The sequence below is a fragment of the Desulfoscipio gibsoniae DSM 7213 genome (genome assembly GCF_000233715.2).
Classification (GTDB): domain Bacteria; phylum Bacillota; class Desulfotomaculia; order Desulfotomaculales; family Desulfallaceae; genus Sporotomaculum; species Sporotomaculum gibsoniae.
In genome coordinates this window covers 837,946-864,339 of record NC_021184.1, presented here as the reverse complement: position 1 = coordinate 864,339, position 26,394 = coordinate 837,946, and the positions used below count along the sequence as shown (strand labels likewise).

General features: G+C 46.5%; 25 protein-coding genes and 1 pseudogene. 6 read left to right on the top strand and 20 right to left on the bottom strand.

All coding sequences use genetic code 11. The annotated features are described in order from the left end of the window. Positions 1-43 precede the first annotated feature (43 nt). Both DESGI_RS04005 and DESGI_RS04000 read right to left on the bottom strand, forming a co-directional pair. A complete protein-coding gene (locus DESGI_RS04005; RefSeq protein ID WP_006521046.1) occupies positions 44-235 on the bottom strand; it encodes a hypothetical protein in 192 nt (63 codons plus the stop codon). Next, a complete protein-coding gene (locus DESGI_RS04000; RefSeq protein ID WP_006521045.1) occupies positions 232-531 on the bottom strand; it encodes a hypothetical protein in 300 nt (99 codons plus the stop codon). Before DESGI_RS04000 ends, DESGI_RS04005 begins: the two co-directional genes overlap by 4 nt. Before the next feature lie 233 nt (positions 532-764). Here DESGI_RS04000 and DESGI_RS26380 point away from each other — a divergent pair, with 233 nt between their 5' ends. The 4 genes from DESGI_RS26380 to DESGI_RS03985 all read left to right on the top strand — a co-directional run bounded on the left by DESGI_RS26380 (position 765) and on the right by DESGI_RS03985 (position 2,149). Further along, positions 765-1,019, top strand: coding sequence for a hypothetical protein (locus DESGI_RS26380; RefSeq protein ID WP_157872717.1), 255 nt, complete (start codon positions 765-767; stop codon positions 1,017-1,019). Next, a complete protein-coding gene (locus tag DESGI_RS03995; RefSeq protein ID WP_006521044.1) occupies positions 979-1,203 on the top strand; it encodes a hypothetical protein in 225 nt (74 codons plus the stop codon). The genes DESGI_RS26380 and DESGI_RS03995 overlap by 41 nt, the downstream gene beginning before the upstream one ends. Before the next feature lie 287 nt (positions 1,204-1,490). Further along, positions 1,491-1,754, top strand: a complete 264-nt coding sequence (locus DESGI_RS03990) for an AbrB/MazE/SpoVT family DNA-binding domain-containing protein (RefSeq protein WP_006521043.1) — start codon at positions 1,491-1,493, stop codon at positions 1,752-1,754. Next, a complete protein-coding gene (locus DESGI_RS03985) occupies positions 1,751-2,149 on the top strand; it encodes a putative toxin-antitoxin system toxin component, PIN family (protein WP_006521042.1) in 399 nt (132 codons plus the stop codon). Before DESGI_RS03990 ends, DESGI_RS03985 begins: the two co-directional genes overlap by 4 nt. A gap of 331 nt (positions 2,150-2,480) precedes the next feature. On the opposite strand, the gene DESGI_RS03980 is transcribed toward DESGI_RS03985, so the two are convergent. From DESGI_RS03980 to DESGI_RS03895, 17 genes and pseudogenes are all read right to left on the bottom strand, one after another. After that, positions 2,481-2,909, bottom strand: coding sequence for a DUF2325 domain-containing protein (locus DESGI_RS03980; RefSeq protein ID WP_006521041.1), 429 nt, complete (start codon positions 2,907-2,909; stop codon positions 2,481-2,483). Next, positions 2,875-3,420, bottom strand: coding sequence for a methyl-accepting chemotaxis protein (locus tag DESGI_RS03975; RefSeq protein ID WP_006521040.1), 546 nt, complete (start codon positions 3,418-3,420; stop codon positions 2,875-2,877). Before DESGI_RS03975 ends, DESGI_RS03980 begins: the two co-directional genes overlap by 35 nt. A gap of 528 nt (positions 3,421-3,948) precedes the next feature. Beyond that, positions 3,949-4,977, bottom strand: coding sequence for an ABC transporter substrate-binding protein (locus tag DESGI_RS03965; protein ID WP_006521038.1), 1,029 nt, complete (start codon positions 4,975-4,977; stop codon positions 3,949-3,951). Between the two features lie 290 nt (positions 4,978-5,267). Beyond that, positions 5,268-6,050: an ATP-binding protein gene (locus tag DESGI_RS03960; protein WP_006521037.1), complete on the bottom strand. Its 783-nt coding sequence runs from the start codon at positions 6,048-6,050 to the stop codon at positions 5,268-5,270. Between the two features lie 362 nt (positions 6,051-6,412). Then, positions 6,413-6,520, bottom strand: a pseudogene (locus tag DESGI_RS03955) (type II toxin-antitoxin system YoeB family toxin); the annotation flags it as partial. Beyond that, positions 6,513-6,782 carry a type II toxin-antitoxin system RelB/DinJ family antitoxin gene (locus DESGI_RS03950; protein ID WP_006521035.1) on the bottom strand — a complete coding sequence of 90 codons (270 nt, stop codon included), beginning with the start codon at positions 6,780-6,782 and terminating at the stop codon, positions 6,513-6,515. The pseudogene DESGI_RS03955 and the gene DESGI_RS03950, both read right to left, overlap by 8 nt. A 203-nt stretch (positions 6,783-6,985) precedes the next feature. Further along, complete coding sequence (locus tag DESGI_RS03945) at positions 6,986-7,795, bottom strand: methyltransferase domain-containing protein (RefSeq protein ID WP_006521034.1); 810 nt, start codon at positions 7,793-7,795, stop codon at positions 6,986-6,988. Next, positions 7,788-8,162, bottom strand: a complete 375-nt coding sequence (locus DESGI_RS03940) for an iron chelate uptake ABC transporter family permease subunit (protein WP_006521033.1) — start codon at positions 8,160-8,162, stop codon at positions 7,788-7,790. The genes DESGI_RS03945 and DESGI_RS03940 overlap by 8 nt, the downstream gene beginning before the upstream one ends. A gap of 33 nt (positions 8,163-8,195) precedes the next feature. Next, positions 8,196-9,734: an ABC transporter substrate-binding protein gene (locus DESGI_RS03935; RefSeq protein WP_006521032.1), complete on the bottom strand. Its 1,539-nt coding sequence runs from the start codon at positions 9,732-9,734 to the stop codon at positions 8,196-8,198. Positions 9,735-9,858: 124 nt separating this feature from the next. Next, entirely contained in the window at positions 9,859-10,773 is a 915-nt protein-coding gene (locus DESGI_RS03930) for a class I SAM-dependent methyltransferase (protein WP_006521031.1), read from the bottom strand. Between the two features lie 157 nt (positions 10,774-10,930). After that, positions 10,931-11,899: an ABC transporter ATP-binding protein gene (locus tag DESGI_RS03925; protein ID WP_015617914.1), complete on the bottom strand. Its 969-nt coding sequence runs from the start codon at positions 11,897-11,899 to the stop codon at positions 10,931-10,933. After that, on the bottom strand, positions 11,886-12,893 hold the full coding sequence (locus tag DESGI_RS03920; protein ID WP_006521029.1) for an ABC transporter ATP-binding protein: 1,008 nt from the start codon (positions 12,891-12,893) through the stop codon (positions 11,886-11,888). Before DESGI_RS03920 ends, DESGI_RS03925 begins: the two co-directional genes overlap by 14 nt. A 62-nt stretch (positions 12,894-12,955) precedes the next feature. Next, the gene (nikC, locus tag DESGI_RS03915) at positions 12,956-13,867 is read right to left on the bottom strand and encodes a nickel ABC transporter permease subunit NikC (protein WP_006521028.1); all 912 of its coding nucleotides are present in this window, start codon (positions 13,865-13,867) and stop codon (positions 12,956-12,958) included. Positions 13,868-13,953: 86 nt separating this feature from the next. After that, complete coding sequence (gene nikB, locus DESGI_RS03910; RefSeq protein WP_006521027.1) at positions 13,954-14,907, bottom strand: nickel ABC transporter permease; 954 nt, start codon at positions 14,905-14,907, stop codon at positions 13,954-13,956. 105 nt (positions 14,908-15,012) lie between these two features. Next, on the bottom strand, positions 15,013-15,615 hold the full coding sequence (locus tag DESGI_RS03905) for a class I SAM-dependent methyltransferase (protein WP_006521026.1): 603 nt from the start codon (positions 15,613-15,615) through the stop codon (positions 15,013-15,015). A gap of 18 nt (positions 15,616-15,633) precedes the next feature. Next, on the bottom strand, positions 15,634-17,196 hold the full coding sequence (locus DESGI_RS03900; protein ID WP_006521025.1) for an ABC transporter substrate-binding protein: 1,563 nt from the start codon (positions 17,194-17,196) through the stop codon (positions 15,634-15,636). A gap of 65 nt (positions 17,197-17,261) precedes the next feature. After that, positions 17,262-17,594, bottom strand: a complete 333-nt coding sequence (locus DESGI_RS03895; protein ID WP_006521024.1) for a hypothetical protein — start codon at positions 17,592-17,594, stop codon at positions 17,262-17,264. Positions 17,595-18,235: 641 nt separating this feature from the next. Between DESGI_RS03895 and DESGI_RS03890 the strand changes: the two genes are divergently transcribed. Next, entirely contained in the window at positions 18,236-19,972 is a 1,737-nt protein-coding gene (locus DESGI_RS03890; protein ID WP_015617913.1) for an IS1634 family transposase, read from the top strand. Positions 19,973-20,064: 92 nt separating this feature from the next. Further along, a complete protein-coding gene (locus DESGI_RS03885) occupies positions 20,065-21,282 on the top strand; it encodes an IS256-like element ISDgi1 family transposase (RefSeq protein WP_006521022.1) in 1,218 nt (405 codons plus the stop codon). A 364-nt stretch (positions 21,283-21,646) separates the two neighbouring features. On the opposite strand, the gene DESGI_RS03880 is transcribed toward DESGI_RS03885, so the two are convergent. Then, positions 21,647-26,386 carry a cobaltochelatase subunit CobN gene (locus DESGI_RS03880; protein ID WP_006521021.1) on the bottom strand — a complete coding sequence of 1,580 codons (4,740 nt, stop codon included), beginning with the start codon at positions 26,384-26,386 and terminating at the stop codon, positions 21,647-21,649. Positions 26,387-26,394: the final 8 nt, after the last annotated feature.

Below are 26,394 nucleotides of genomic sequence, written 5' to 3'. Positions count from 1 at the left end.
AGCAGAAAGCTTGACAATAATTAAATAACTATATCTTCATATATTATACAAACTGTTCCAGTGTCTTTTCCTGGCCCAAATCCGTATACAGGGCGGAAAGACATTCCTGACGGCAATATGCCGACGTATCGGTTTCGGCTATTTTCCACAGCCATTCGATCAAACCGTCCTGGGCTTCTTTCGTCTGCCGGCGGGTAAGACCGGCAATGCTGCGGATCAATTCCACTCTTCTCATGGGGAAGTAATACCGGAATAGAGGCCGTCTATCTCCTCCAACGCTTTTGCTTCTCCCAGTTCGTAAATAGTAATAAGCTGGTCAAAGCAGTAATCCGGGTCTGGTTCCTGTTCCTGGACTCGCCAAAGCCAAACGGTGACGGCCGGGTGGATGGCCCCGTTTAACTTAGCAACCTCACCAACGGCATAAACAAGGTTTTCCCGGGCCATTGGACTGCTTAGTTTGAAGTAAGTTTCATCCAACCACTGCACTGCTGCGGCTGGATCGGTAAAGATTCTCGGCCAGGTTTGCATCATAAATTGCAGGTATACCTCGGAGATAAGTAGTCGGCGTAATATTGTTTTGAAACTGCTATCATGTAGACGCTTGCAAACGACGCAAGGTTTCGCTTTTTATTGGGGCGGGGGAAAAGTCGCGGTCAGGATAAACCCCGGTATCGGGAGACGGGCATCATGAAAGGTACTAACAGGCGGAGAAAAAGCAAGTTTGGGGTTTATTATATAGAAGTTAAGATTTAACAAAAAACATAGTGCTGGACCAAATTGATATTGCTGTAAATGGGCCTACCTTGGATGAGGCAATTGAAGAGCTTATTAGGGAACTAAAAACATACGCAGAGGATTACCGGGACAATATGAGTCTGTTTTTAAACGCCCCAAACCGAAAGGGTCATTTTCCTTATATATTGAGGGTTTGGCTTTGTGACAATACCAGGAAATTAAATCACTTCTGGAGATTTAAATATGCCCCCAAAATTTGGTCACCTGAAAAAGTATTGCGATAAAACGGGGTGGATATTGATAAGGGATATAGACCACTGGTACTATGAAAAAGTTTTGGCTAACGGGGATGTTTTACGTACCAGGGTAAGCCATGCCGTCAGCAAAGAAATCCCCGGTAACTTATGGAAGAAGATACTAAGGCATCAGCTAAAAATAACAGAAGAAGAGTTTTGGAAGTCATTATAAGTCCTTCTTTAGCAGGCAGATGGAAGGCTCAACAGTTAGATTTTTTGATTACATTCACCTCACTTCTGCCAGTTTTTCCAAGCCCGGTATCAGCTTTTTCTTTCACATTGATACCTCTTAAGCATTGAAATTGATATTGATTCTCCATTTTTATCCCTGTCTTCTTTAGAAATGAAGTAAATTTTAGCATGATATATGAAGTGTAGCCTTTTGTTTATAAATTGACCTCCATGGTGTATACTATATATAAAGTATTCTTGAGATTTCAAGACTTAGGAGTGATATTGATGAACCTTGCAAAAGTATCCGCAAACGGTCAAATCACCGTTCCGGTCGAAATACGCCGCAAGCTTATGCTCAAGGAGGGAGATAAAATACTCTTTATTGAGCGTGAAAACGGTGAAATTGTCATCAACAATGCTTCGGCTACGGCAATTCTAAAAGCTCAAAAAGCTTTTAAGGATGTAGCGGAGGCAATCGGCATCAAAAATCAAGATGAAGTGCAGGCTCTCGTTGACGAGGTACGCTACGGAAAGGATTCAAAGCAATGAAAGTGCTGGCCGATACCAACATCCTTATATCAGCATTGCTCTGGCCTCATTCAAAGCCTGCCGCTACTCTGCTTCACGCCGCGCGGTATCACGAGTTGGTACTCTGCGACCGCAACATCTTCGAGTTACGGGATGTGTTAGGACGCAAAGCGCCTTACGCATTAGCCGATGTGGAGGTTTTCCTTGCCGAGCTTGCCTATGATTTGGTGCCAGCCCCAGAGTACCCTCAAAAGCTGATAAGTGATCCAAAGGATCAACCGATTCTAAATGCTGCTATCGTTGCAGATGTGGACATTATCATCAGTGGAGATAAACACTTTTTAAAGCTTAATATGGAACGTCCACGTGTAATGACTGCGGCCCAATACTTGGAATGGATTGAAACAGAGCAATAAAAAGCAGACAGCCGGATTTTTATATTTCTACGAACACCCTCTGTCCGCTTTTCATTGTTATGCCGTATTAAGCAACACAGGTGATGCTATCTGCGGCATATGCTACAAGGAATTTTGTCGGCAAGCTTCTTCCGTTCCACTCTTCCAAATTATATAGATTAAGTTTGCCATGCCGCTGGGTGATTTACTTACTATCATACTGAGTATTTTCCTCATTTTTATTGACCAGTTCCCCCGTCATGTAACTCCTCCTTTCAAAATAAAAGCTACAGCAGAAAATATAAATTTGATTATTCAACTAAATATTCTCTTAGGGTTTATTATCTATAAGCTACAAGTTTATACTTTTTATGGCCTTAGCCATATTAGTAACACTGGATGATGTCAAAATCTTAATAGGCTTGCCGTGTTTTCTGCATAATTTCTTGGCGCTGGCACAGGCATTATGGCTGTTACAGTCTACCGGGCAAAAAACCATGTCACATTTGATAATCTTTTTCTCCAATGGTTTATCACCTTTCCTCAAATAACCATCTAAATATATGCACTTATGACCGCAGTTTTCAATCAAATCCGCATATAGATGTTTAAATTTGGTTATTCCGCCAATAATCAATATTTTTTTCATGCACTGTTTACAATTACGACAGCCTTCGTCATTTGCCGGCCTTGTACCGCATTTGCAATTAACTGTCCGGCGTTTTGATTTTTTTTTATTTACCCTATCAAAAGCAATATTTGTCCAACCCGTTTGCGCCATAAAAATCTCTCCCCGCCATTCCTCGCAACCTCTGCAGGTTATTTAACAATTGCTGTACCGATTCCGATTGAGCTTTTAAAGTGTCTGTGGTATTACCACTGCTATCGGATAGTTTACCTACCACCTGGTTAACCTCCCGGGCAACGGACTGCACCCCTCCTATCCCCAAATCCAGTGCACCGGCACCGGAACCGGCCTTTTCAACAGCAACCACACTGGCCGCCATATGTTCCTCGATTGCACGGCAAAACTGGTTAACCTCGGCAATTAAACCCATACCGTTTTGAACGCCTTCAGCACCCCGGGACATACTCTCCATAACCGCAGAGGCGTTAGTTCTTACCTGCCTGAGGGTAACGGAAATATCCTCAACAGTTTTTTTACTTTTTACCGCTAATTTGCCGACTTCCCGAGCCACCACCGCAAATCCCCGCCCGGCATCTCCGGCCCTGGCCGCCTCGATGGATGCATTAAGAGCCAGCAATTTGATTTGGTCTGCAATGGGATACAAACGGTCATGCCTTTCTTAATACAGCACAGGGGCCTTTTCATGATATCCTCCTCACATTACCAAAATCGTAATAATGATAATGATAATGATAATGATTATCATTATATTTCTTGTTAACCATATAGTCAAGATACATTTAAACATAAAAATAAAACACTTGCTCCCGGACAAGTGTTCAAACTCCTTATAGTACAGGCTATTATCAGGCAAAAAAACCATGACCAACATAGCAATCTGTTTTATTTCCAGTTTTCGGGCTTTCCCACAACTTGCAAGGTTACCCACCTGATAGGCCATCACCGGTTCGCTTGCGCTATGTTCCAAGTTCCCCCTTCGGCTTCCTTCAGACCCCACCGTTACCAGTGACGCCCTTGCCTACGGGTTGAATTATATCAGCAGAAAGGAACAAATATAATACAGTTAGCACGAGTGATAAGAATTAGGAAAGAATATAATATAAAGAGCTGTTCAATAAGACAAGCGAAACGTCCCTCTGTCACCTTTTAAACTGCTAATTAATCTACAAAGTCATATCAACGGCTTTATTGGCTTGACGTGATCCGGAGGTAATACCCCCGCACTACCAGGAACAGCAGCCCCGCGTTCCACTTTATCAACCAATTCCCGGGCGTCAATGGCATAAGCAATAGCTTGCCTGAGTTCCTTTTGCCTTAAAACAGGATTATCACCCATATTGAATAACAACCGGTACCCCCAGAACCCCGGGCTTTGTACTATTTTATATTCCGGCCGGTTTTGGAAACGGGGGAGCACGTCCGAGCTGATGCCGGTTTGATCTATTTCCCCCTTTTCAAAGGCCAGAATTGGTTCACTGACCGGAATGAATTCAATAGCTTTAACCCTCTGCCGGGGTCCCCAGAAATCTCCGAAGGCCTCAAAATGGTAAGTGCCGTGTTCCTTGTTATAATCCGTCAGGCGGTAGGGACCGGTACCGATTACCGCTTCCGGCGCAGTAAACTCCTTGGGATTGTCCACGTTTTCCCAAATGTGTTTGGGGATCATGCGTGCATTACCCAGGTTATAGAGCATAGCGGCATTGCGCTCCGCAACGGTTACCAGCACTTGGTTATTTCCCACAACCTCCACTTTTTCAATATCATCACCGGCAAAATCAGACCGTACCGTGGGATATTTCTTTGCATATTCAAAGCTAAATTGTACATCCTCGGCAGTAAACGGTTTACCGTCGTGCCATTTGACACCGTCCCGGATAGTAAAAAGATATTGCTTGCCATTGTCTATGATTTCATATTTTTCGGCCAGCCAGGGAATAAGCCCATTTTCATCCCTCTCCAACAGCCCGTCAAATATAAGGGCCATTTTAAAACTGCCCGGCCCCCTGGAATAATGGGCGTAAGGGCTCGGATAACCCCAATCCCCTCCCTCCAGGCGAATCACATCCACCTGGTTCTGCTCTTTATTTTCGTCATTACCGTCAGTTTGGCTATTCTGTGCTTGATCTGTTCCGCAGCCAAACAAAAGCAAGCTCAAACACATCACCAGTAATAATGTGAATAGAAAATGTTTTTTGTTCATTCGGCCGCCTCCTCTATCATTGATTTAATATTACGAGAACGCAAAAAACCATGAAGGACCCCCTTTCCAAGGAGCGTAAACCTTCATGGTTCAAACCGGGTAAGCTACTACTACAGCAAAAGATTACTTATTCCGCCACGTCATGTGGTGGTTCCGTTGCCTTATTTTAAGCAAGATCATTATTGCGCTACAATAATCATAGAATCGTCCCTATGTTACGTTTATCTATATTTTTCGCTGTAGTATCTATTATTTTTGTTAATTAACCGTAAGCCGACAATGTTTTAAATTTATCTACACAGCCCGATTATTTTATCAACTAATTCATCCACACTTTCCCGCTGCATATTAACATCCAATGTGTTTCCAACAAGATTAGCCCGGCTAATATCTAAAGAATGGTTTATAACGCCGCCAACCTCAATTTTCCTGTCGGTCAACTCCTGCCGCAAAGTAGGTTCCGTAGCCTCGTCCACTTTGTTCAGAACAACAAAAAATTTCTTATGAGCCTCTTCGGCCAATCCCTTGGCTTTTTCAGCCAGTAATATGGACTCATATGAAGGGTCCACAACCATTAATATTGCGTCCACACCTTCCAGTACACCACGCCCAAAATGTTCTATACCTGCTTCAGTATCTGCTATAACCCAATCGTTTTTATTTACTTTAAGCTCTTTTAGTAATGACCGGGTAATTGAGCCCATGGGACAGGCGCAGCCTTCCATACTGTGCTCAATTTTACCAATGCGTAAATTACCCACCGACCCGTCCCAGCTAACACATGCAGGGGGTAAATCCTCCAAGGATAAATCTTCCCTAAAAAAGCCCACTTTTTCACCATTTTCCTGACTCATAGAGGCCAGAAGTTTTTCCCGTACCACCGGCTTACCTCCCAGAGAAACCATCAAACTCATTTCCGGCGGTTCTTGACCAAGCATTTTACATAGTCCGAGATTAGATTCGTCGGTATCCACCACCAATACCCGTTCCCGTTCACCTAATGCTTTCGCTAAAAGGGTCACCAAGGTACTTTTGCCACATCCTCCCCGGCCGCAAACAATTAGTTTAGGCATTTTATATCCTCCTTCGCAATTAAAAAGCCACGCAGGCATTTTCCAACCTTGTGGTTGGGAAAACCTTCGTGGCCTAATATTATTATTATAATTAAATTGTTTTAAAACTTTATGCGCTATATTTTTTAACAGTTTAACATACGTTCACAAAATTGTCCATATTTTTTAATCCTTTTAAATCACTCTGCTCGTTAAATATACATTCGCTACCGGTGTAAATGAAAGTAATAGCAAACACCTGCTGATTTTGATCCATATTCTACTGTTAATTCTGATTTCCTACTTTTGATGCTAAAGAAGTGTATAAAAAAAGCACTTACCTCCCGGAAGGTGCTTTTTTTATACACTTCTCTTTTTCATACTCGGTCAATATCCTGTATAAGCAGGTTTATCCGCTTTAAAGTCTTTTTATCCTGCATCTGCCAATAGAGGTAATCTTCCCACGCTTCATCTGACCAAACCTTATTCATCGCCCGCCTCAATCAGTTCGTGAGTTGTTCCTTTGCCATGCTCAAGTTGCTGTATGGATTTTTTCAGAACTTGCAGGTTATAGTCATTATAAAAATCATCTGTTCGGACAATAGCAAACGGTATTCCATTATGAAGTAAAGACTGCTTCAAAAAAAGACGGATAGCAGTAGGCATATCAAGCCCCAAATCGTTAAAAAGCGCTTCTGCGTCCTTTTTGAGAGCGTCATCAACTCTGATTTGGATCAAGCTACTCCGTGCCACATGAAAGACCTCCCTAGTATGTTTTGTAATACAATTGTATATCAAAAACATGCTATTGTCAACTTAGTATAAAAATAGAACAAATTCCGCTGCCCCAAATTATGTAGCCAAGATTGTAAACTGTAAGAATGAACGTGGTTGTGACAATATATAAAGTGACCGTACTAACCTAAATTTTGACATCATCCTTCGTTCGGTTTGATTTAAACAACTCTGCCGCAAAATAAAGTATATGTGAAAAATGCGTAATAATCAGGAACATTCAGTATAAAATCCGGTAAATCCGGACTACACAAACGCTGATATTCCGCCCAATCTTCAGGCGAAACTTCTGAATCAACTTCTTCCCAACGCATTTGAAAAAGATCGGTCAATGCGGTTCTAATTTCAGGACCTAAGGGAGGGCAGACATCCCTCACGAAAGTCCGAGCCTCCGGTTCCATTAAGCCCGCCCGGCGAAACCACCCTAACCCGCGCATCATATGAGACTCGGGGTTCATTGCCGTGGTAAACGGAGCAATTCCTGAAGAGGTCGCATTTAACCTGGCCTCCAGCATAGGAAACCCTGAAAGCAGCTTTTGAGAAGACCATATCAAAAGAAACACCCGTCCTTCCGGTTTTACGACCCGTCCCATTTCCTTCAATAAAAGTACCGGGTCCAAAGGAGCGTAACCGGCAAAATCCATGCTGCCGGCCCAGTCAAAAGTGTTTTCATCAAACGGAAGTTTACACGCGTCACCTTCCTTGAATGAAATTCTATTACCTATATTGGACTTCGATGATAAAGAGCGTGCCTTGGCCAGGAACTCTTTTGTTATATCAAGACCTATTACGTGTCCGGCAGACCCCACCGCTTCCGCCAACAATAACGTATATAAACCAATTCCGCAGCCTACATCCAAACCGAAACTTCCTACAGGAAGCCGTAATGATTCTATTGCAGTTCTAATGACGGGTTCCCGCAAAGATTGTGATAGCTCCAACCTTCTAAGATATTGTTCTACATTAGACATCAGGATAAGCACCTCCAGTCTTATCTGCCATGATTATGCCGGCCAGGATCAATGTTGCCAGGGGGGTTTGTCCTCTAATTCTGGCCAGCGAATAAGTGCCTGTAACGCTAATCATGCCAAAAACAAAGGCTGACAATTGAACAGGTAGATATCCCGGAAACACAATGGCCAATGCCGCGCCAAATGCCGCACCGGCGGATACTCCCAAAACGAATGGCTCCACCAGCGGGTTCCTGAATGTTCCCTGATATACCGCACCGGCGGTTGCAAGGGCCATACCCACCGCCACTGCCACCAATACACGTGGTATTCTTATCTCCCACACAATCGTATTGAACAGATTATTTGACTGGACTGCAATATACATTACTGATACAAAACAAGTTAACAGTTATAAATTCTAATTACTTTTTTCAATCCAGGCTTTATCCAGTTCCGGCTTAAAAAATGGATCAAGCTTTAAATTATGAACATTTTTTGCGGTTGCATACAGGCACACATCATGATAGACCGGACATAGCGGCATATCCTGCGCAACCAACTGCTGCAGCTCGCTATAGTATTGCTGCCTTTTAGCCGGTTCCCGCTCGGCAGCGGCCACCTCCACCAACCTGTCTGCCTCCAAACTGCTGTAACCAATACCCCGCTGCATGTTCATCAGCCCTTTGGAGTGAATCAAACTGTCAAAGAAGAAGTCCGGATCACCGGTCATCAATGTATACGGTGTTAAAGTAAGGTCATATTCACCTTTTTCTACCGCCTCTTTCCAGGCGCCCATTTCCAACATCTTAAGTTCCACCTCAAAGCCGAAAGTTTTGAGATCCGATTGCAGTATTTCCGCAATTGGCTTGTACGGCCAGCGGTTGGCCAGGGCTGAATTAACTACAAAGACCACTTGACGCTGCGTATTCGCATTAACCTGTGCAACCAGTTCTTGGGCCTTGTTCTTATCTATTGTCCATAAACCCCCGACCGTCCACGCTCTGGCCTGCGGAGTAAAGATGGTATCCGCAGGTTCACCATAACCGTTAAGCACTTCCCTAACCAGCTGCCGACGATCCAGCGACAGGCTCACCGCTTGGCGCAGACGTGCATCGTAAAAGGGCGGCTTTTGATTGTTAAAAAGCAGGTAGTGGGTTGTCGTTACCGGGCACGAAAACAAATTTAGTTCGTCGTCCCCCTCAATTACCGGGACCTGTTCCGGCAGTATGCCACCCACATCAGCCACGGCCTGTATTTCGCCTGCCTGCAGCGCGGCCAGACGGGTAGATGGATCGGGGATAATTTTAAAGATTACCCTGTCCAGCTTAGGTTTGTCACCCCAGTATTCATCGTTACGCGTCACTACCAAAGCTTCACCGTTTTTATATTCGGCAAACTTAAACGGCCCCGTACCGTGGGGAAAGGTTATTTTGCCATCGTCATCAAAGCTTTGCAGGCTGAAAATGGGGCAGCCGTGGTAGGCTACTTTAGCCGGAAAGGCCGGTTCAGGCTTGTTAAAGGTACATTTTATTTCCCGCTCGCCCACAGATTCAACTTTTTCCAGATTGACAAAGGTTCCATATTCATCAAATTCGACATGTTCTTTTAATCGTTTAATACTCTTCACCACCGCGTCAGCATCAAGCGGTGTACCATCGTGAAACTTGACACCCTGGCGCAGGTAAACCGTCCACACCGATGCCGTTGTATCGGAAACCAGTCTTTCGGCCAGTTGCAGTGTGGGCTCCAAATTTTCATCGAGATAAGTAAGGCTTTCCCAAACGCAAGTGCTGCCGTGAACAAAATTACTGCTCTCGGCACCGTTATAAAAGTCCCGCCCGATACCGATTACCAATTCATGCCCGTCGGCTTGCCCCCGGTCACCGGTGCCACAACCGCCAAGTAAGCCAGTCAGGACAATTAATAACATTAAATAAATTATTTTTTTATAACCCAAATTAATCCCCCCTTTTAAGATAATTTAATATATAACAAGTAGCCTTTTTAAGCGCTACCCCGTGTTGATCATCGTTATGCCAACATGTTTGCATCATCATATCAGGCATTCAATCAAGCAATAACTATTCACAATAAGTCGGCCATTGCTCAAACTTTCGCCATAAAAGCATACCCAAACGCACCCTGGTTGTTTCTACAAAAGTTCCATTTACCGACCGTTGCTCCACATAACCTCTAACCATACTTTCAACCTCCGGGGTAATTTCCGTGTAAACCCTAAGAAAATCATATAATCCTGATACCGCTTCTTCTATCAACAACTCCTCATCCCATTCGTCCGCCCATACCTGGAAGGAAGGGCTATAACCCGATGTATACAGATAGTTCAGAGGGAAAAAAATATCGGATGCCGGCAGGGGCATTTTCTCGCCGAATACCAATCGCCATAACTCCTCCCGGGCCGGAGTAAAACGATGACCCGCAAAACTGCACAGAAAACACCAGCCGCGAGAGCAATCAGTCATCTTTATCAAGGTATCCACATCCCTCACCCCGGGGGTAAGCGAGGCAAAAACTAGATCGAACTTACCTGATATACCGTTCGCAACCGGATCAATTGTTTCCCACTCCCTCTCAATAAAACGAATATTAGTCAGTCCTTCAAACTTAATCCTTTCCTGTAACACAGCCAGCATGGCCGGAGCCGGTTCCAGGGCAGTCACCTTTGCCCCCCTGCGGGCCAAAGGAATGGTAAACACACCCGCTCCGGCACCGATATCCAAAACCTCCATCCCCTGCTGTAACACCCCGTGCTGATCCAGCCAGGCCAACACCCGTTCCACCCGCCTGGCCGTATTTTGTTGCCCGGCCCGGCGTGCAAATTGCCCGGATATACGGTTCCAGTAATCAAGAGAAGATGTTTTTTCCCGCCGCCGGGCTTGCAAAGAATCTTGACGCGACTCATTCCAGGCTTTTTCCCAAAATACCGGCTCTAAAAGCCGGCCACTGACTTTCTCATACTGATTTTGCTTTCGCAATTGAATGCCCCCAAAATATAAATTTGTTTTTCAAAAACATGAACTACTTAGCTTATAGCACTATTTAAGAATTTATCTTGAATGGCCTTGGCATAAGGCTTGCTATCAATTTAAGCCAAGCCTCTCTGGAAATGCGCATATAAATCTAAAACCAACGCTAAGCCCCCGCCAAATGACAGGCTACCTGGTGCCCCGCGCCGATGGGTTCCAGAAGTGGCTCCGACACCCGGCATTTTTCCTGCGCCCGGGGACAGCGAGGATGGAAGCGGCAGCCTGCCGGCGGGCTCACCGGATCGGGAGGTTCACCTTCCACCAGCAGTTCCTTGTCGCCCCTTAACCGCGGGTGATGTACCGGTACCGCCGCCAGTAGTGCCCGAGTATAGGGATGCCTGGCCTTTACAGCCAAATCGCCGCCGGGCAACATCTCTACGATTTTCCCCAAGTACATTATCGCCACCCGGTCACTGATATAGCTGACTATTGTCAGATCATGGGAAATAAATAAATAGGCAAGGCCTAACTGTTTTTTTAATTGCATTAACAAATTTACAATTTGGGCCCGAACAGATACATCCAGATTGGAAACAGGTTCATCACAGACCACAAGGTCGGGCTGTAAGGCCAGCGCCCTGGCAATGCCAATACGCTGGCGCTGGCCGCCGCTGAATTCATGGGGATAACGCGCGGCATGTTCGTGGCTTAAGCCAACGGTTTGCAACAATTGCCGCACCTTTTCTTTTTGCTCCCGCCGCGTTCCCACCCGGTAATTGGCCAGAGGCTCACCAACGATAGCACCAACGGTCATCCGGGGGTTAAGAGAAGCATAGGTATCTTGAAAAATCATCTGCATCCGGCGCCTTATGCAACGCAACCTTTTCCCTGCCAGGCCGGTAATATCTTGTCCATCAAATATAATCCTGCCGCCGTCATGGTTTTCCAATCTTAATATCAGCCGGGCCAAAGTGCTTTTACCACAGCCACTCTCACCAACCAGGCCAAGGGTTTCCCCCTTTTCAACAATTAAAGAAACGCCGTCCACCGCATGGATTTTTTCACTGCGGGCTGAAAAAACCCCACTACTTAAGCGGTGATACTTTATCAAGCCTTGCACATCAAGCAAGCTCACGCAATTTCACCTTTCCGGGTTTACCCGCCGCTGCCCGGTGGCAGGCCACCGCATGGCCCGGTTCAACTTCCTTCAACAAAGGAACGCCGTCCCGGCACCCCCAAGTTTTTTGCTCGCAGCGGGGCAGGAAAGCACACCTCCCGGGCATATTAATAAGACTTGGCGGCTGCCCCTGAACAGTTGTCAATTCTTCACCCATCACTCCCGGACGAGGAACTGATTTAAGCAAAGCCCTTGTATAAGGGTGCAGGGGATTGTCAAAAACATCATAAACATTCCCATACTCAACTATAGATCCGGCATACATCACCGCCACCTCGTCAGCCATTTCAGCCACCACTCCCAGGTCGTGGGTAATCAATAAAACACCGGCCCGGCAATCCTTGATCAACTGGCGCATTTCATAAAGTATTTGCGCCTGAACGGTAACATCCAGAGCAGTGGTGGGCTCATCAGCAACCAGCAGTCTGGGGCGCATGGCCAGGGCCATAGCGATCATCACCCGCTGCCGCTGACCACCGCTTAACTGAAACGGGTACCTCTTCATTATTTTTTCGGGCTGCGGCAATCCGATTTTTTTCAACATTTCCCTCGCTTGCCTTTTAACCTCCGCCCCGGTTATGCTTGCGTGGCAGCTCAAGGTCTCAATAAACTGGGTCCCAATAGTTAAAACCGGGTTCAACGAGGTCATGGGATCCTGGAAAACCATAGTCATTTTTTTGCCGCGTATCCGGCGCAGTTCGGTTTGGGACAGGTTTAGCAAATTGCACCCGTCCAGACAAATATCCCCGCGGACAATTTTACCGGGCGGGTCAATTAAACCGAAGATTGAAAGCGCGGTTACAGTTTTACCCGAACCGCTCTCTCCAACGATCGCCAAAGTCCGACCTGTTTTTAAATCAAAACTGATACCGTTTACAGCCTTAACCGCTCCCTGCCGGGTATAAAAATACGTATGTAAATTACTTACGCTCAACACAGAACTACAAGACATTCTTTCACCACCCGCCTATTGATGTTGTTTGCACCCCGGCGGCATACTTGCCGCAAATATGGTTACCCGCGATTATCCCCCCTGGGGTCAAAAGCGTCGCGCAATCCGTCACCGAGCAAGTTAAAAGCCAGTACCAGCAGCATGATTGCCAGCCCGGGGAAAAGCATCAAATGTGGGGCCACCTGCATATAAGGCCTGCCGTCATTGAGCATGGCCCCCCATTCCGGAGTAGGCGGCTGCGCCCCCAAACCCAGAAAGGAAAGACCGGAAATGGTCAGAATCAGCTTGCCCATATCCAGTGTAGCCAGCACAATGACCGGTGATATTATGTTGGGCAATACATGGCGGTAAATAATTTGGCTGTGGGTGGCACCGGAGGCTCTGGCGGCGGCAACAAATTCCTTTTCCTTTACTGAAAGGACCATACTACGGATGATTCTGGCATAATCTACCCACCAGACAGCACTTAGAGCGATCATTACGTTAATCAGCCCCGGGCCCAGCATACCCGCTATCACCAAGGCCAACACCAGTCCGGGAAAAGCCAACAGTATGTCTATGAACCGCATGACCATATTGTCCAGCTTTCCTCCAACATAGCCTGAAACGGTACCCACGGGCACGCTGATAAAAATAATTACCGTTAAAATAAGCACAGCGGTAGAAAGGGAAACCCGCGTACCGTAAATCACCCGGGAGAAAATACAGCGTCCCAAATGGTCCGTGCCCAGTGGGTATTCCGCACAAGGCCTGATTAGTTTTTGCCCCAGATCCACTTGCACCGGGTCGTGAGGCACCAGAAAAGGCGCAAACAACCCCAGAGCAGCAACAGCAACGATTACTCCCAACCCCACAAGCGCTAATTTATCCCGAACCAACCGGCCCATGACCGCGGATAAAATTCCTTCCCGCTTCCCCCCGGTCAGCGTTCTCGGCACAGCCTTTTTTATCCCCTCAGCCCTCGTCCGCACCAAATACCAATTCCTCTCAACACATTAGCAGCCAAGTTTCATTATATAATCATGCAAAGCTACCATATGAAAGCATTAACAGCTCAATATCATGACCGAAATACATTATTACCCCTTCCCAGGCGAATGCGCGGATCAAGGTAAAAGTAAGATATGTCAACCAGCAAGTTGATAAATACAAACACAACAGCCATGGTCAGCGCATAGCCTTGAATTACCGGGTAATCCCGGTTAAAAATAGCATCCACCAATAATCTGCCCACCCCAGGCCAGGCAAACACAGTTTCTACGATCACCGCCCCGCCCAGAAGGTGTCCCAACCTCATACCCAGAGCGGTCACCACCGGCAAAAGAGCGTTTTTAAAAGCATGCCGGCCGATTATTAGTTTTTCTTTTAATCCTCTGGCTCTGGCCACCTTTATATAATCCTGTTCCAGAACCTCCAGCATGCTGGCCCGCAGCAGACGGGCATACATGGCCGCCAAACCAAACCCCAGGGTTACCGCCGGCAGCACCAGGTGCTTCACTCCCTCGCGGCCCATCACGGGGAAAATACCCAGCTTCACGGAGAAATAATAAATCAACAACAAACCAAGCCAGAAATCGGGCACGGATGCACCTACCAGCGCCCAGATCCGGCTGATATGATCCACAAAGGCATGGCGGTGCAACGCGGCCAGAATACCCGAGGGCAGAGCCACCAACAGCATAAATAGTACCGCCGCCAGGCTCAGTTCCAGAGTGGCCGGAAAACGGCAGAAGATTTCCTCAGCCACCGGCCTGCCGGTACGATAGGACTCCCCCAGATCCAAGTGAAGCACGTCATTTAGCCAGTGGAAATAACGGATATGTACCGGATCATTTAAACCCAGTTCCTCCCGCATTGCCTCCACAGCTTCCCTGGTTACCTCCGTTCCCCCGGACTGCATGATTATTTCCGCCGGATCTCCGGGTGCCAGGCTGACCAATCCAAAAGTGATAATCGATACACCCAGCATAACGGGTACAAGATAAAGCAAGCGTTTAACGAGGTAATAACTCATATTTATAAACTCCAATTAAATAAGACATCCAAGAAACAAGACAATTTTGTATATACTACAAACAATATCCAATAAATAAAACATATAGGCACTATCAATGCCGCTCTATCTAACTTTACGACACGTAAACAAATAAGTTGCGGGACCATCCTTTATGAAAACACTATCTAAACCCGCTTTTACAGCCATCTGCCGCATTTCACTCTCAGACGGCAGCATGTCGTTACCAACGACACCACCTAAACAGCGATGAAAATTATTCAGTTCTTCCCTGGGTGCAGGGTGGCATATAGTCAACCTGCCGCCGCTTTTGAGCACCCGGGACATTTCCCGCATAGCATCGAGCTTGCCGGCAAAGTGAGGAAACGCGGAATTGCATATTACCTCATCAAAACTATTATCCTCAAAAGGTAGCTGCTGCACATCGGCAACCAGTAAATCAACTCCCGTATCACCATACTTACCCCTGGCAACATCAATCATTTTTTCTGCAAAATCAACGGCAACCACCTTTCCCCCCGTACCCACAATCTCTAAAAGCCAGGGTATCAAGATACCGGTTCCGCTAGCCACATCCAAAACCCGGCTGTCCCTTTGTATGTCCAGTACCGTAATTAAATCAAATAAACGGTGGCACCTCTCAGCCTCAAGGACAACATTGTCCCACGTTTCAGCCTTTTTATTAAACCATTCCCTGTGGGTATCCACGCCTCATCCCTCCGTATCTTATTTTTCCACCTTTACCCCGGCTAGATTAAGCCAGGGATCCTCAGATGTGATTTGATAATTTTTTACCCAATCCCGGGTGGCGACCACCTTTTCTTCGTGAATGGTATACAATGCAGGTAACTGATCGATAATTATTTGCTGCAGTTTTTTATACAGTTCTTTTTTTTCATTTTCACCCAGAGCAGCTTCAGCCTGTGCCACCAGGCGGTCATATTCACTGTTATCCCAGTGTCCATACATATGGTTGGTGGTGTGAATTTTAAAATGATGCGGGTAGCTACCCCAGGTGTAGTAACCGGAACGCAGCAATATATCAAATTCGCCTGCTTTTTCCGCTGCGGTAAGGGCACCGGTTTCCATAACCGTTAGCTTTAAATCAATACCAACTTCCTTTAATTGGCCTTGGATGGCTTCCGCTTCTATTTTTTGTCTGGGACTCCAGGGAGCCAGCAGCATGGAAACTTGCAAGGGTTGCCCGCCATTTTCCAGTATGCCGTCCCCATCCGTATCTTTCCAGCCCGCCGCAGCTAATAAATCCCTGGCCCTTTGTATATCCGGCTCAATTTTCAAATCGGATTTACTAAACTGCATCACCGGCGAAATGGGCCTGCCCTTGGCAGGAACGCCAATACCGGCCAACATCTGTTGCACGATTTTTTCACTGTCTACGGTATAAGACACAGCCCGCCGCACATTAACATCGTCAAAGGGAGATTTTTCAGTATTAAACTGCAAAAAATCAGTAAAAGTAGAAGGTTTTTTGTAAATATTAATTCCAGCTTGCGATTCCAAATTTTCTATATCAAACTCGTTAATTTTTAATGCCATATCCACCTGACCGGATTGCAAGGCCATTGACCGGGCGGAAGCATCGGGAATCACTTTAAATATAATCTTATCCAGCGTGCCCGGCTCCCCCCAGTAATGCTCGTTACGAACCATTACAATTTCCTGATCAGTCAGGTGCTTATCTAATTTATAAGGCCCCGTACCTATCGGACCCTTGAAAGCTCCTCCGTCATCCAGGCTCATTAGGCTCATCACAGGCCAGGCGACGTGGGTAAAATAGGAAGGCAGCGGCGTAGGCTGAGAACATGTAAACTTTACGGTGTATTCATCCACCGGCTCAATGCTTTGTACCGGCAGCATTTTGCGTTTAACTACATCAGCTCGCGAGCTGTATGAATATACTACCGCTTCGGCATTTAACGGTGACCCATCGCTAAACTTAACCCCTTTACGCAGGTGAAATGTCCAAACCTTACCCCCTTCGGACGGCTCCCAGGAAACAGCTAAACCAGGTTGCTCTTTTAAATCTGTATCCAGCCGCACTAGAGTTTCATAAATTTGTGACCAGGGAAACCGGCTATCGCCTTCGGGAAACTTATCCAAATCCCAATTAGACACATCAGTTGATATAGCGACAATCAATTGCTGCTGACCGGAAGTATCCTGCCGGTCAGCAGCAGCGTCATTATCGTCCTCCCCGCCACAACCGGCCGCAATAAATACACATAACAAACAACCCAATAGTAGCAACAACAGGTACTTTCTTTGCATATTTTTTCCCTCCTTTTCCATCCTAAGCCTAAAACATGGTAATAAGCAAATTGACCTGATAGTTTTCAGTGAATGACTGCATTGACCCTCTTATTTGGATAGGCGATATCTTCCATCACTTGGAAATTTAATACCCACTTGCTTTTAGAAATAGTTAATTGGTTATTATCTTTCACCAATATCAGCTTAAAAATTCCTTTATTTGTTAATACTAGATAGTTTAAATTTTCACATAAATCTTTACTCATTGTTAATACTTCTAAAACCTCATAATGCCGGTTATGCCACTGAAAACCGATAGGCGATTGCTGACGATTATCAAAATCTACTTTAACCTCTTCTTGAATGATAACTATTTCTTCCTGCTCAATTTTCCGCATGATTTCCATCTTATTCAATACATCATCTCCTCTCATGTAATATGCTTAACGAAATAAAAAAACCATGAAGTTCAAAACTCCACTCCTTGTGGAATTCTAACCTTCATGGCTATTACTTAAGATTCAGCGGGAAAAACCCGGCGATAGAGTTAGTTTAAGGATTACCAACCCCATCCGCCGATTGAAAGAAGGAACTATTATACTACCGGTACATGTGCAAACCCGGTAGTAGAACAATTGTTTAACGAGGTCAAAGGCATGCCAAGGTTAAACCTTTAACCCAAATTAAAATGCCATGAAAGTTAATCCCCGCTTCTGCAGGTTAAAAACCTTCATGGCATAATATTTTTCAAAAAAAATATTCAAAATATATCCGCCTTCAGCGGACCAACAGATGATTCTCACCATCCTATTTTCATATAGCGTATATTTAAAATTTAACATACTTTTACTGAATTGTCTATATGATTAAAACCTTTTTCCAACTCCCCGTTAGTTTAACAGCCTAGTTAACTAGAGAAAACCCGAACACCCTTGCGACATAAGGCCGCAAGGGTTTTTTTATTTTAAATTTTATTCATTTTTATGTGGCATAATTTGGCACAATATGTTATAATAGAGACATGGTCTGGCTATGCAGATATGGGAGGTTTCTTGTTATGTATCTCAAAAAAACGTATCGAAAAGAATCAGGCAGAACCTATCTTGTTATCGCCCAAAAATACAGAAACCCCGTAACCAATATTTCAACTGATCGAACCATAAAGTCCCTGGGTTACTTGGATGAGCTGGAAAAGGAATATGACGATCCCATCGCTCATTTCAAAGAAGTCGCCCGCAAGATGACGGAGGAAGAAAACAAAAAGAAAAAGCTGACACTGACCATCAACATGGATGAACAGCTCGTCCAAGGGGCTGATGACAGGAAAAATTTTGGTTATGTCGCAATCTTAAAGATCTACCATGAACTCGGACTGCATCGCTTCTTCAATAACCGAGCACGTAATGAAAGTTTCAAGTTTAACACTAACTCCATCATGATGTTGCTTGTCGTCTCCAGACTACTATCGCCCGGTTCCAAGAAGAAGGCGTTCGAAGAACGGCGCCGTTATTTTGAGCGCTTTAATTTTTCGCTTGCGGATGTGTACCGTGCCCTTTCGCATTTTGCAAAGATCGCCAAGGAATTCCAACGGTATCTGCACGGGCAGATCGCAGAGAAATACGGGAGCAACACAAAGACGATCTACTATGATGTCACGAATTTCTACTTTGAGGTCGACGAGGCGGATGAGTTACGTAAATACGGCAGGTCGAAAGAGCATCGCCACGACCCGGTCGTCCAAATGGGACTTGCGATGGACGCAGACGGAATTCCGCTGCATTATGAACTTTTTCCCGGAAACAAGCTGGATAAAGAAACATTCCGCTCCGTCATCGGCGAAGTCAGGAAGAATTACGGCACAGGCAGGATCGTGGTGGTCGCCGACATGGGGATCATCACAGGCGACAACATTTATTACCTGACCGGCGGAAAGAACAGTAATGGATATGTGTTTAGTTTTTCTGTCCGCGGCGGCACGGACGCTTTTAAAAATTATGTGCTTGATAACGAGGGTTATGTCGGAACTGACGGCAAGCCGGCCGGCGAGGATGCCGAATTCAAAATAAAGAGCAGGAGAATTGCGCGGGACATTAATGTAACCATGAAAAGTGGCAAGACGGCAAAGAAGACTGTGTATGAAAAGCAAGTTGTGTTCTGGGCAAAGAAGTACGCGGACAAAGCAAGGGCGGAGCGGAAAGAGGTTGTGAAAAAGGCATTGGATCTTGTGGCGGATCCAAAGAAGTATAACAAAGCCATAACCTACGGCGCGGCCAAGTACGTCAAACATCTGGAATTCGATAAGGAGACGGGTGAAGTCCTTGAAGGTAAGCAACGTCCATACTTTGATTCTGATAAACTTGCGCAAGAGGAAATGTACGATGGTTATTATGCAATCGTCACCAGTGAACTGCATATGTCCGATGGGGAGATTATTGATACATACCGTGGGCTGTGGGAGATTGAGGAAACCTTCAGGGTCACGAAGGGTACGCTTGAGGCGCGCCCGGTATACGTCTCTCGGGAAGACCGCATCGGTGCGCACTTCCTCACCTGTTTCATTGCTCTCATTATCTTACGGCTTATTCAGAAGAAAACGGAACGGCGTTTCTCGGCGGAAAGGATTGTTGAGTGCCTAAACAGAATCGCCTGCTCCAATGAGCAGGATAACCTCTACATGTTCGATTACCGAAGCGAGATCTCCGATGCCATCGGTAACGCTCTCGGCATTGATTTTACGAAAAAAAGACTTAGACTTAGTGATATAAAAAATATTTTAGCTAACAGTAAAAAATGAAGTATCCCCTACATATTTCTGAAAATATATGAAGAGAACGTAATTAATTTAGTGTAAATGGTTATAACTACCAATAAAGGAGATGACCATTTATGCAAGCCATGCAAGACAAAACGATCAAGGAATTAGCAAAGGATTGCCGCACCGTAGAAGACGTACATGAGATGCTCAAGAATCTATTCAAGGACACCTTGCAGCAGATATTCGAGGCTGAAATTGAAGAGCACCTCGGGTATAAAAAACACAGCATTGAAGGCAATAATACTGGCAACAGTCGCAACGGTTACAATAAGAAGACTATCCAAACTAAGTTTGGCAAGACAGAAGTAGAAATCCCACGGGATCGTAATGGTGAATTTGAACCCAGGATTATCGGCAAATATGAAAAGACATCCAACCAGCTTGAAGACCAAATTATAGCCATGTACGCCAAGGGTATGTCTACACGTGATATTGAGGACCACATGAGGGATATCTACGGTATCGACGTATCCCCTACCATGGTCAGCAAGATAACAGACAAAATACTACCGATGATTGCAGAGTGGCAGTCCCGGACACTTGACCGTATATACCCTATTGTTTTTCTTGATGCTATCCATTTCAAGGTTCGTAAAGATAACCGGATAATAAACAAGGCGGCCTATAGTGTGTTGGCCCTAAATATGGCTGGCCAAAAAGAAATACTTGGCATCTGGATTGGGGAAAATGAAAGTGCTAGCTTTTGGCTTGGCGTATGTAATGATCTCAAAAGCAGGGGAGTGCAAGACATCCTGATTGCCTGTAAAGACGGGCTTTCCGGGTTTTCCGAGGCTATAAACACGGTTTTCCCCAAAACCGAAATTCAGCTTTGTATCATTCACCAAATCCGTAATTCCCTAAAGTATGTGCCATACAAAGAACAAAAGGAACTGATGGCTGATCTTAAGCAAGTATACCAGGCGTTAACCCTGGAAGAGGCCGAGTTAGCCTTTGAAATATTCAAAGAAAACTGGGGTAAAAGACATCCCATTATAATTCGTTCTTGGGAGAAGAATTGGCTTGAATTAACAGCTTATTTTAAATACCCATATGAAATCCGTAAAATGATTTATACTACTAATATCATCGAGGGTTACCACCGGCAACTACGGAAAGTAACCAAAACTAAAACTGCCTATCCAACAGACGATGCACTGAAAAAAATTATTTACCTGGCCACCGTTGAAGCAGCCAAAAAATGGACTATGCCAGTTAAAGATTGGAAAAATTGCATCTCCCAATTTGCCATATACTTTGGTGATAGGATAGAATCAGAGATGGCTATATAAAAAAATTGAGTTTTACGCTTTTGTTCTCCTCAAGGATAAATGTAAGGGATGAGGGGCAACAGGTTACCCCTCTGCTATCCCCGGCAGAACCCCGTTAGGCGCTCAGGTTGCTCTCCAGCAGAGCCTTACCCTCCTAGCGGGAAAGAGCCATTACTAGCTTAACCAGTTTATAGCGGGATCAAGCCATTTACACGGAATTATTTACACTCCCTATATGAATGCCGCAACCCCTTTATTTATATGGGTTGCGGCCTATTTTTACCCTCTTATGCTGTCAAAGTCAGGATTAAAACCTTTTTCCAACTCCCAGCCCTAAACTTATCTCCAGAGTAAGGAGCAGGGTTAACTTTTTTAGTGGCCTACGTTATTTACTGATATATCCTTTGAAAAAGGTGGCCACCAGTCCAAGGGCAGCCAGCAGAGCTATAAAGGAAACAGCTTTAGTGCCGGTGCTACTTGATTGATGTGCTGATTCTTGTTTAATTTCGTATGCCTTGACATTTTTTTGCCCCTGTTCCGGCTTTGCGGTTTCCTGTTGCGTAGATTGTTGAGTTTCTGTACGTATATTTTGCTGAGTATTGTGCTGGGCCGGTTTGTCTCCCACCGGTGTAGACAACTGCGCCAATTGTTGGCTTTGACTTGGCGCTGCCGCGGCCCCGGGTGACGGCGTACTTTGCGGCTCGGCTTCTTCAATATCCATTTGCGGTTGTTCCACCTGCTCCACCGGTTCTTCAACATTCATTTGTAGTTGTTCCACCTGCTCCACCGGTTCAGGAGAAGCCTTGCGGGAAGACGAACTGTGCGGTGATGGCGCATGGTGATCTTGATCCTGGTTTTGCTTGGAGGCTATATTCAGCTTTTGGTCAGTTGATGTATAAAAAACTTCCTTGAACTTGTCCATGGCCTCACTGTCCACTGTAGCATAACTGGCCAACCACTCGTTAAATACAATGTTGCTGCAGGTATGGTGACAACAAACCACGCCATATTGAGTAACTGTTTGAATGTAATTATCAGCCAGTTTGCTCAACGTTTCCTGATCGGCCTGCCACATCTGCCGTCGCGCCGCTTCCAGGTTCCAACCGATGATAGATTGCATCACAAAAGGATCCAGCTGGCTCATTATCTTTTCGTCAAAAACAAAGGTTTCGGCTATCTGCTGCCAGGCCCAGTCATCGATGCCCTCCAGAGTGGCATCCACCAGGAACATATTCGCCACGTGGTTACCGATCTCCCGGGACCCGGCATAACCTTCCTTGAGCATTCCTTCGATCCATTTGGGGTTAAACAGCCGGCTACGTAATTCCGTGCCGACAAACTCACTAAAAGTCTGCACCCGGGGACTGCCGGTGCGTGTGTTGACGATATATGACTGCACCTTATTACCGGAGGCCGCTTCCGCCGCCAGTTTCAGCCCCCCCAGGTACTGGGCCACGTCATCGTTATCCAACACACCCCAGAGGGAATCCCGCACCTGGGTAACCAAATCCACGCTCTTTAAGATTTCCCGGAAGGCATCCTGAGCCGGCACACCATAAGCAGTCTTGCCATAGACGTAGGACATACGGTTCATGTAAGTGTCCACAAGATCCTGGCTGTCTTCCCAGGCACTGGTGGCCTGACCCAGTTCTGAAACGCCTGTCCCGTAGGTTCCCGGAGCATCACCAAAGATCCTGGCTTGCGCGAGATCGTCTGCCTCTTGTTCCGACAGACCCTGCTCCCGGAGCTTGTCCCGCAAAGTTAGATAGGTCTTGCGCACCAGGTTGTTTTCCGGATCCTCTTCCAATAAAGCAACTTGTCTGAAAGCTTCGTCCAGCACGCCCACGGTATGGGAAAAGGTATCCCGGAACAGGCCGGAAATGGTCACCAGTACGTTAATCCTCGGTCGCCCCAGTTCTTCCAAGGGAGTAAGCTTCACCGTACTCACCCGGCCGCTCTTATCCCAAACCGGCTCGGTACCGATTAAACGAAGGATTAGAGCCACGGATTCTCCCTGAGTGCGCATGGTCTCAATAGCCCAAAGGACCACGCCCACCGTTTCCGGATAACGCCCTTGCTCCGCATAAAATTTTTCCAGAAGCTGATCAGCCGCCTCTTTGCCCGTTTTCCATGCTGCCGCATCAGGCACCATGCGCGGGTCAAAGGAAACAATGTTTCTACCCGTAGGCAATGCATCGGGTACCCGCACCGGGTCCCGGCCCAACCCGGGCTCGATAAATTCACCGGAAAGTGCCCGTAGCAGATTAGTTATTTCGTTAGTAGTCAAAAGCAGGCGTTCTCTGATTTCCTCCCTGCTTCCTTCTCTAGCCGCCACATCGTAATTAATGATGGAATTAACCATCAGGTCCAGCATTTCTCCCTGGGGCGGCAAGCCGAAGGTATGCAGACCGTAGGGCATGAGCTCCGTTGACAGCTCTTCCAAATAATCATGGAGCAAGGAGGCCACCTGAGCAAAATCAGCCGTTTCGAGATTAAGGCCCAGATCCTGATCAAGGTTATTCGCCTTAATTTTTTCAATAATCTGTTCCTGCAGGTTGGTTGCCCTGGTTGTATTGCCCCCACTCACCGCATACTGGTAATCCAGCACCAGCTGCTGCAGTTCGTCCAGTGCGCCATAGAGCCCGGGCTGGATCATGGGCGGCGTCAGGTGGTCGATGGTCACCGCATACCCCCGCCGCTTGGCCTGGGTTCCTTCGCCGGGATTGTTCATGATGTAAGGGTAGATATCCGGCAGATCGCCCATTAATACATCCGGCCAGTCAGCTTCCCCCAGCCCCACGCTCCGTCCGGGCAACCATTCCAAGGTACCGTGGGTGCCCAGGTGGATCACCGCGTCGGCCTGGAATTCCTTTTGCAGCCAAAAATAAAAAGCTATATACTGGTGTGGGGGAGGCAAAGCAGGTGAATGGGCGATTTTTGAGGGATCATCCCCCCACCCGCGTACGGGCTGCGGGCCCAGGAAAATGTTGCCCAGCGTAGCGCCGGGAATAACCAGATTACCTTCATAAACCATAATATTGCCTGGGGGCGGACCCCATTCCTTTTCCACCTGCGCCTTCAGCTCCCCGGGCAAGGTGGCGTACCACTCCAGGTATTTCTCTACCGGCAGGAGTAAAACTCCCGCCTGCACCAGTGTGTCCAGTTCCCCCGGCGCCCAGCTGCCGACATTCCTTCCACGCTGACGAATCATTTCTTCTACCGCCTGGGGATTGAGTTCACCTTCCACCCGGTAGCCGTTATCCCGCAATGCCTGTAAGATAACCGCTGTGCTGGCAATGCTGTTTAAGTAGGAAGCACCGATATCATCTTTGCCCCCGTGATGGTTATAATAAACAAGAGCTATTTTTTTGTCCGTATTATCCTTTTGCTGCAGGTTGACCCAGGCCAGTGCCCGGCCTACCAGGCGTTCAACTCGATCTGAAAGAGGCACTTTTTTGATTATAGTAGCTCCTGTACTTTCATCTACACTGACTACCGTACTGCCACCCATGAACACCGGTTCAATACGCCCGTCCAGCTCAGGATAGGCAACCTGCCAGGCCACCTCGCTGCTTATACCGGCCGGGTTGCTCTGCCATTCATTCAGATTGCTGCTGTAAACCGGTGCCATAACCGGTACATTTAACTGTTTAAATAACTCGATACCCTCTTCCGGCTGGCCGTAGATAAAGTTAAACCCCACCGCCGCAATAAGAAAGTCTACCTGTCTTTTGCCGTCGGGCATAAAAAAGTCCTGGAACGCCGTTTTACGGTTGCTGCTGTCGCTGAAAACCAGGAGTGCATTGGCTTCTCCGGCTTCCAGTTCCCTTTGGACAGCCAGAAACATGTCGCTATCACTATTTTTAAAAAAACTATCATAGGTAGTGATACCAACCCATGGAGCCCCCTCTTTGAAATGCCCGCTGGCTTTATACCATGCCAAATAACCGCCTAAAGTATCGAAAGTACCCGGCGGGAGTCCTATCCCGCCTCCCCCGCCGGTGGGCAAGTATACGGCATCATGCACACTTTGGTATACATGAGCAGGGTCAAACCCGGGAAGCTCCGGTCCGGCAAGGGCATCGTATACCGCCCGGTAAACCATAGCCTGGGCATCTCCCAGGTAGTCCCGTGCAGCCTGGTCGTAAAGTGCGCTGTACACCATATCTATAGCCAACCCGGCATCTGAACCACCGTCCTGGTAAACCGCCTCGCTAACAGATTGGCGCACAGTGTTATAAAAGTCCTGTAACCCTTCATCTCCCTGCCCGGCCTGGTATACAGCCCCAGCCACTGTTTGGTAAAGATCCCCGGCCTCAAATACCGGAGCATCCCCGCCCCGGTCATACACGGCCTGGTTTACCGTCAACCGGGCCAGTGTCCGGGTCATATTATCCGGCTGGTATACGAAAGCTGAAACACTATCATAAACCGCCCGGTGGACTTCATTTACCACCAACCCCCGGGTCGCCCCGTTACCGGCCTCATAAACCGCATCACATACCGTCCCGTACAGCCCGTCCACATTAAAAGTTAATCCTTCAGCATCCGGGTGATAGATGCACCGGCCGGGCATATTGATCGGGTCCAATTGCTCTCCGGTTGTAACTTGCCCGTACGTAGAGGCCAGATGCAATACCAGCCGCCGCATGTTTTCCACGCCGCCATACTTAAAATAATTGGCTAGAAAGCTATCCTGACTCTCATCAATTTGTGGATATTGCGGAAAAGAACCGCTCCGAGTAGAAAGCACCTTACCCTTCCATTCCTCAGGCAGGTCTTGCAGCAACGGTCCTACCGTTTGGATACCGTTGCCACCGATCATCTCCAACAAAAAAACATCGGCATCTTGTAAAGATTGATTAAATTGCTGAACTTTTTTTTCATTGACCAAGTCATTAGAACTAAATAATTTCAAATCAATAGGATAGTTCCCCAACTTGTCATAAGCATCCACCAAGGGCATTAAAAATCCCTCACTGCCTATAAGCATAACCACCCTAGTGCTGACATTTTCATCCGCTGTAGCCACCGGCACTTTAATTAGCAAAGTAACAACAAGGGCCAATAATACCAGAAAGATAGAGATTGCAGTCTTGCGTAATTTATATGTCCTTGAGAACATTAAGTCTT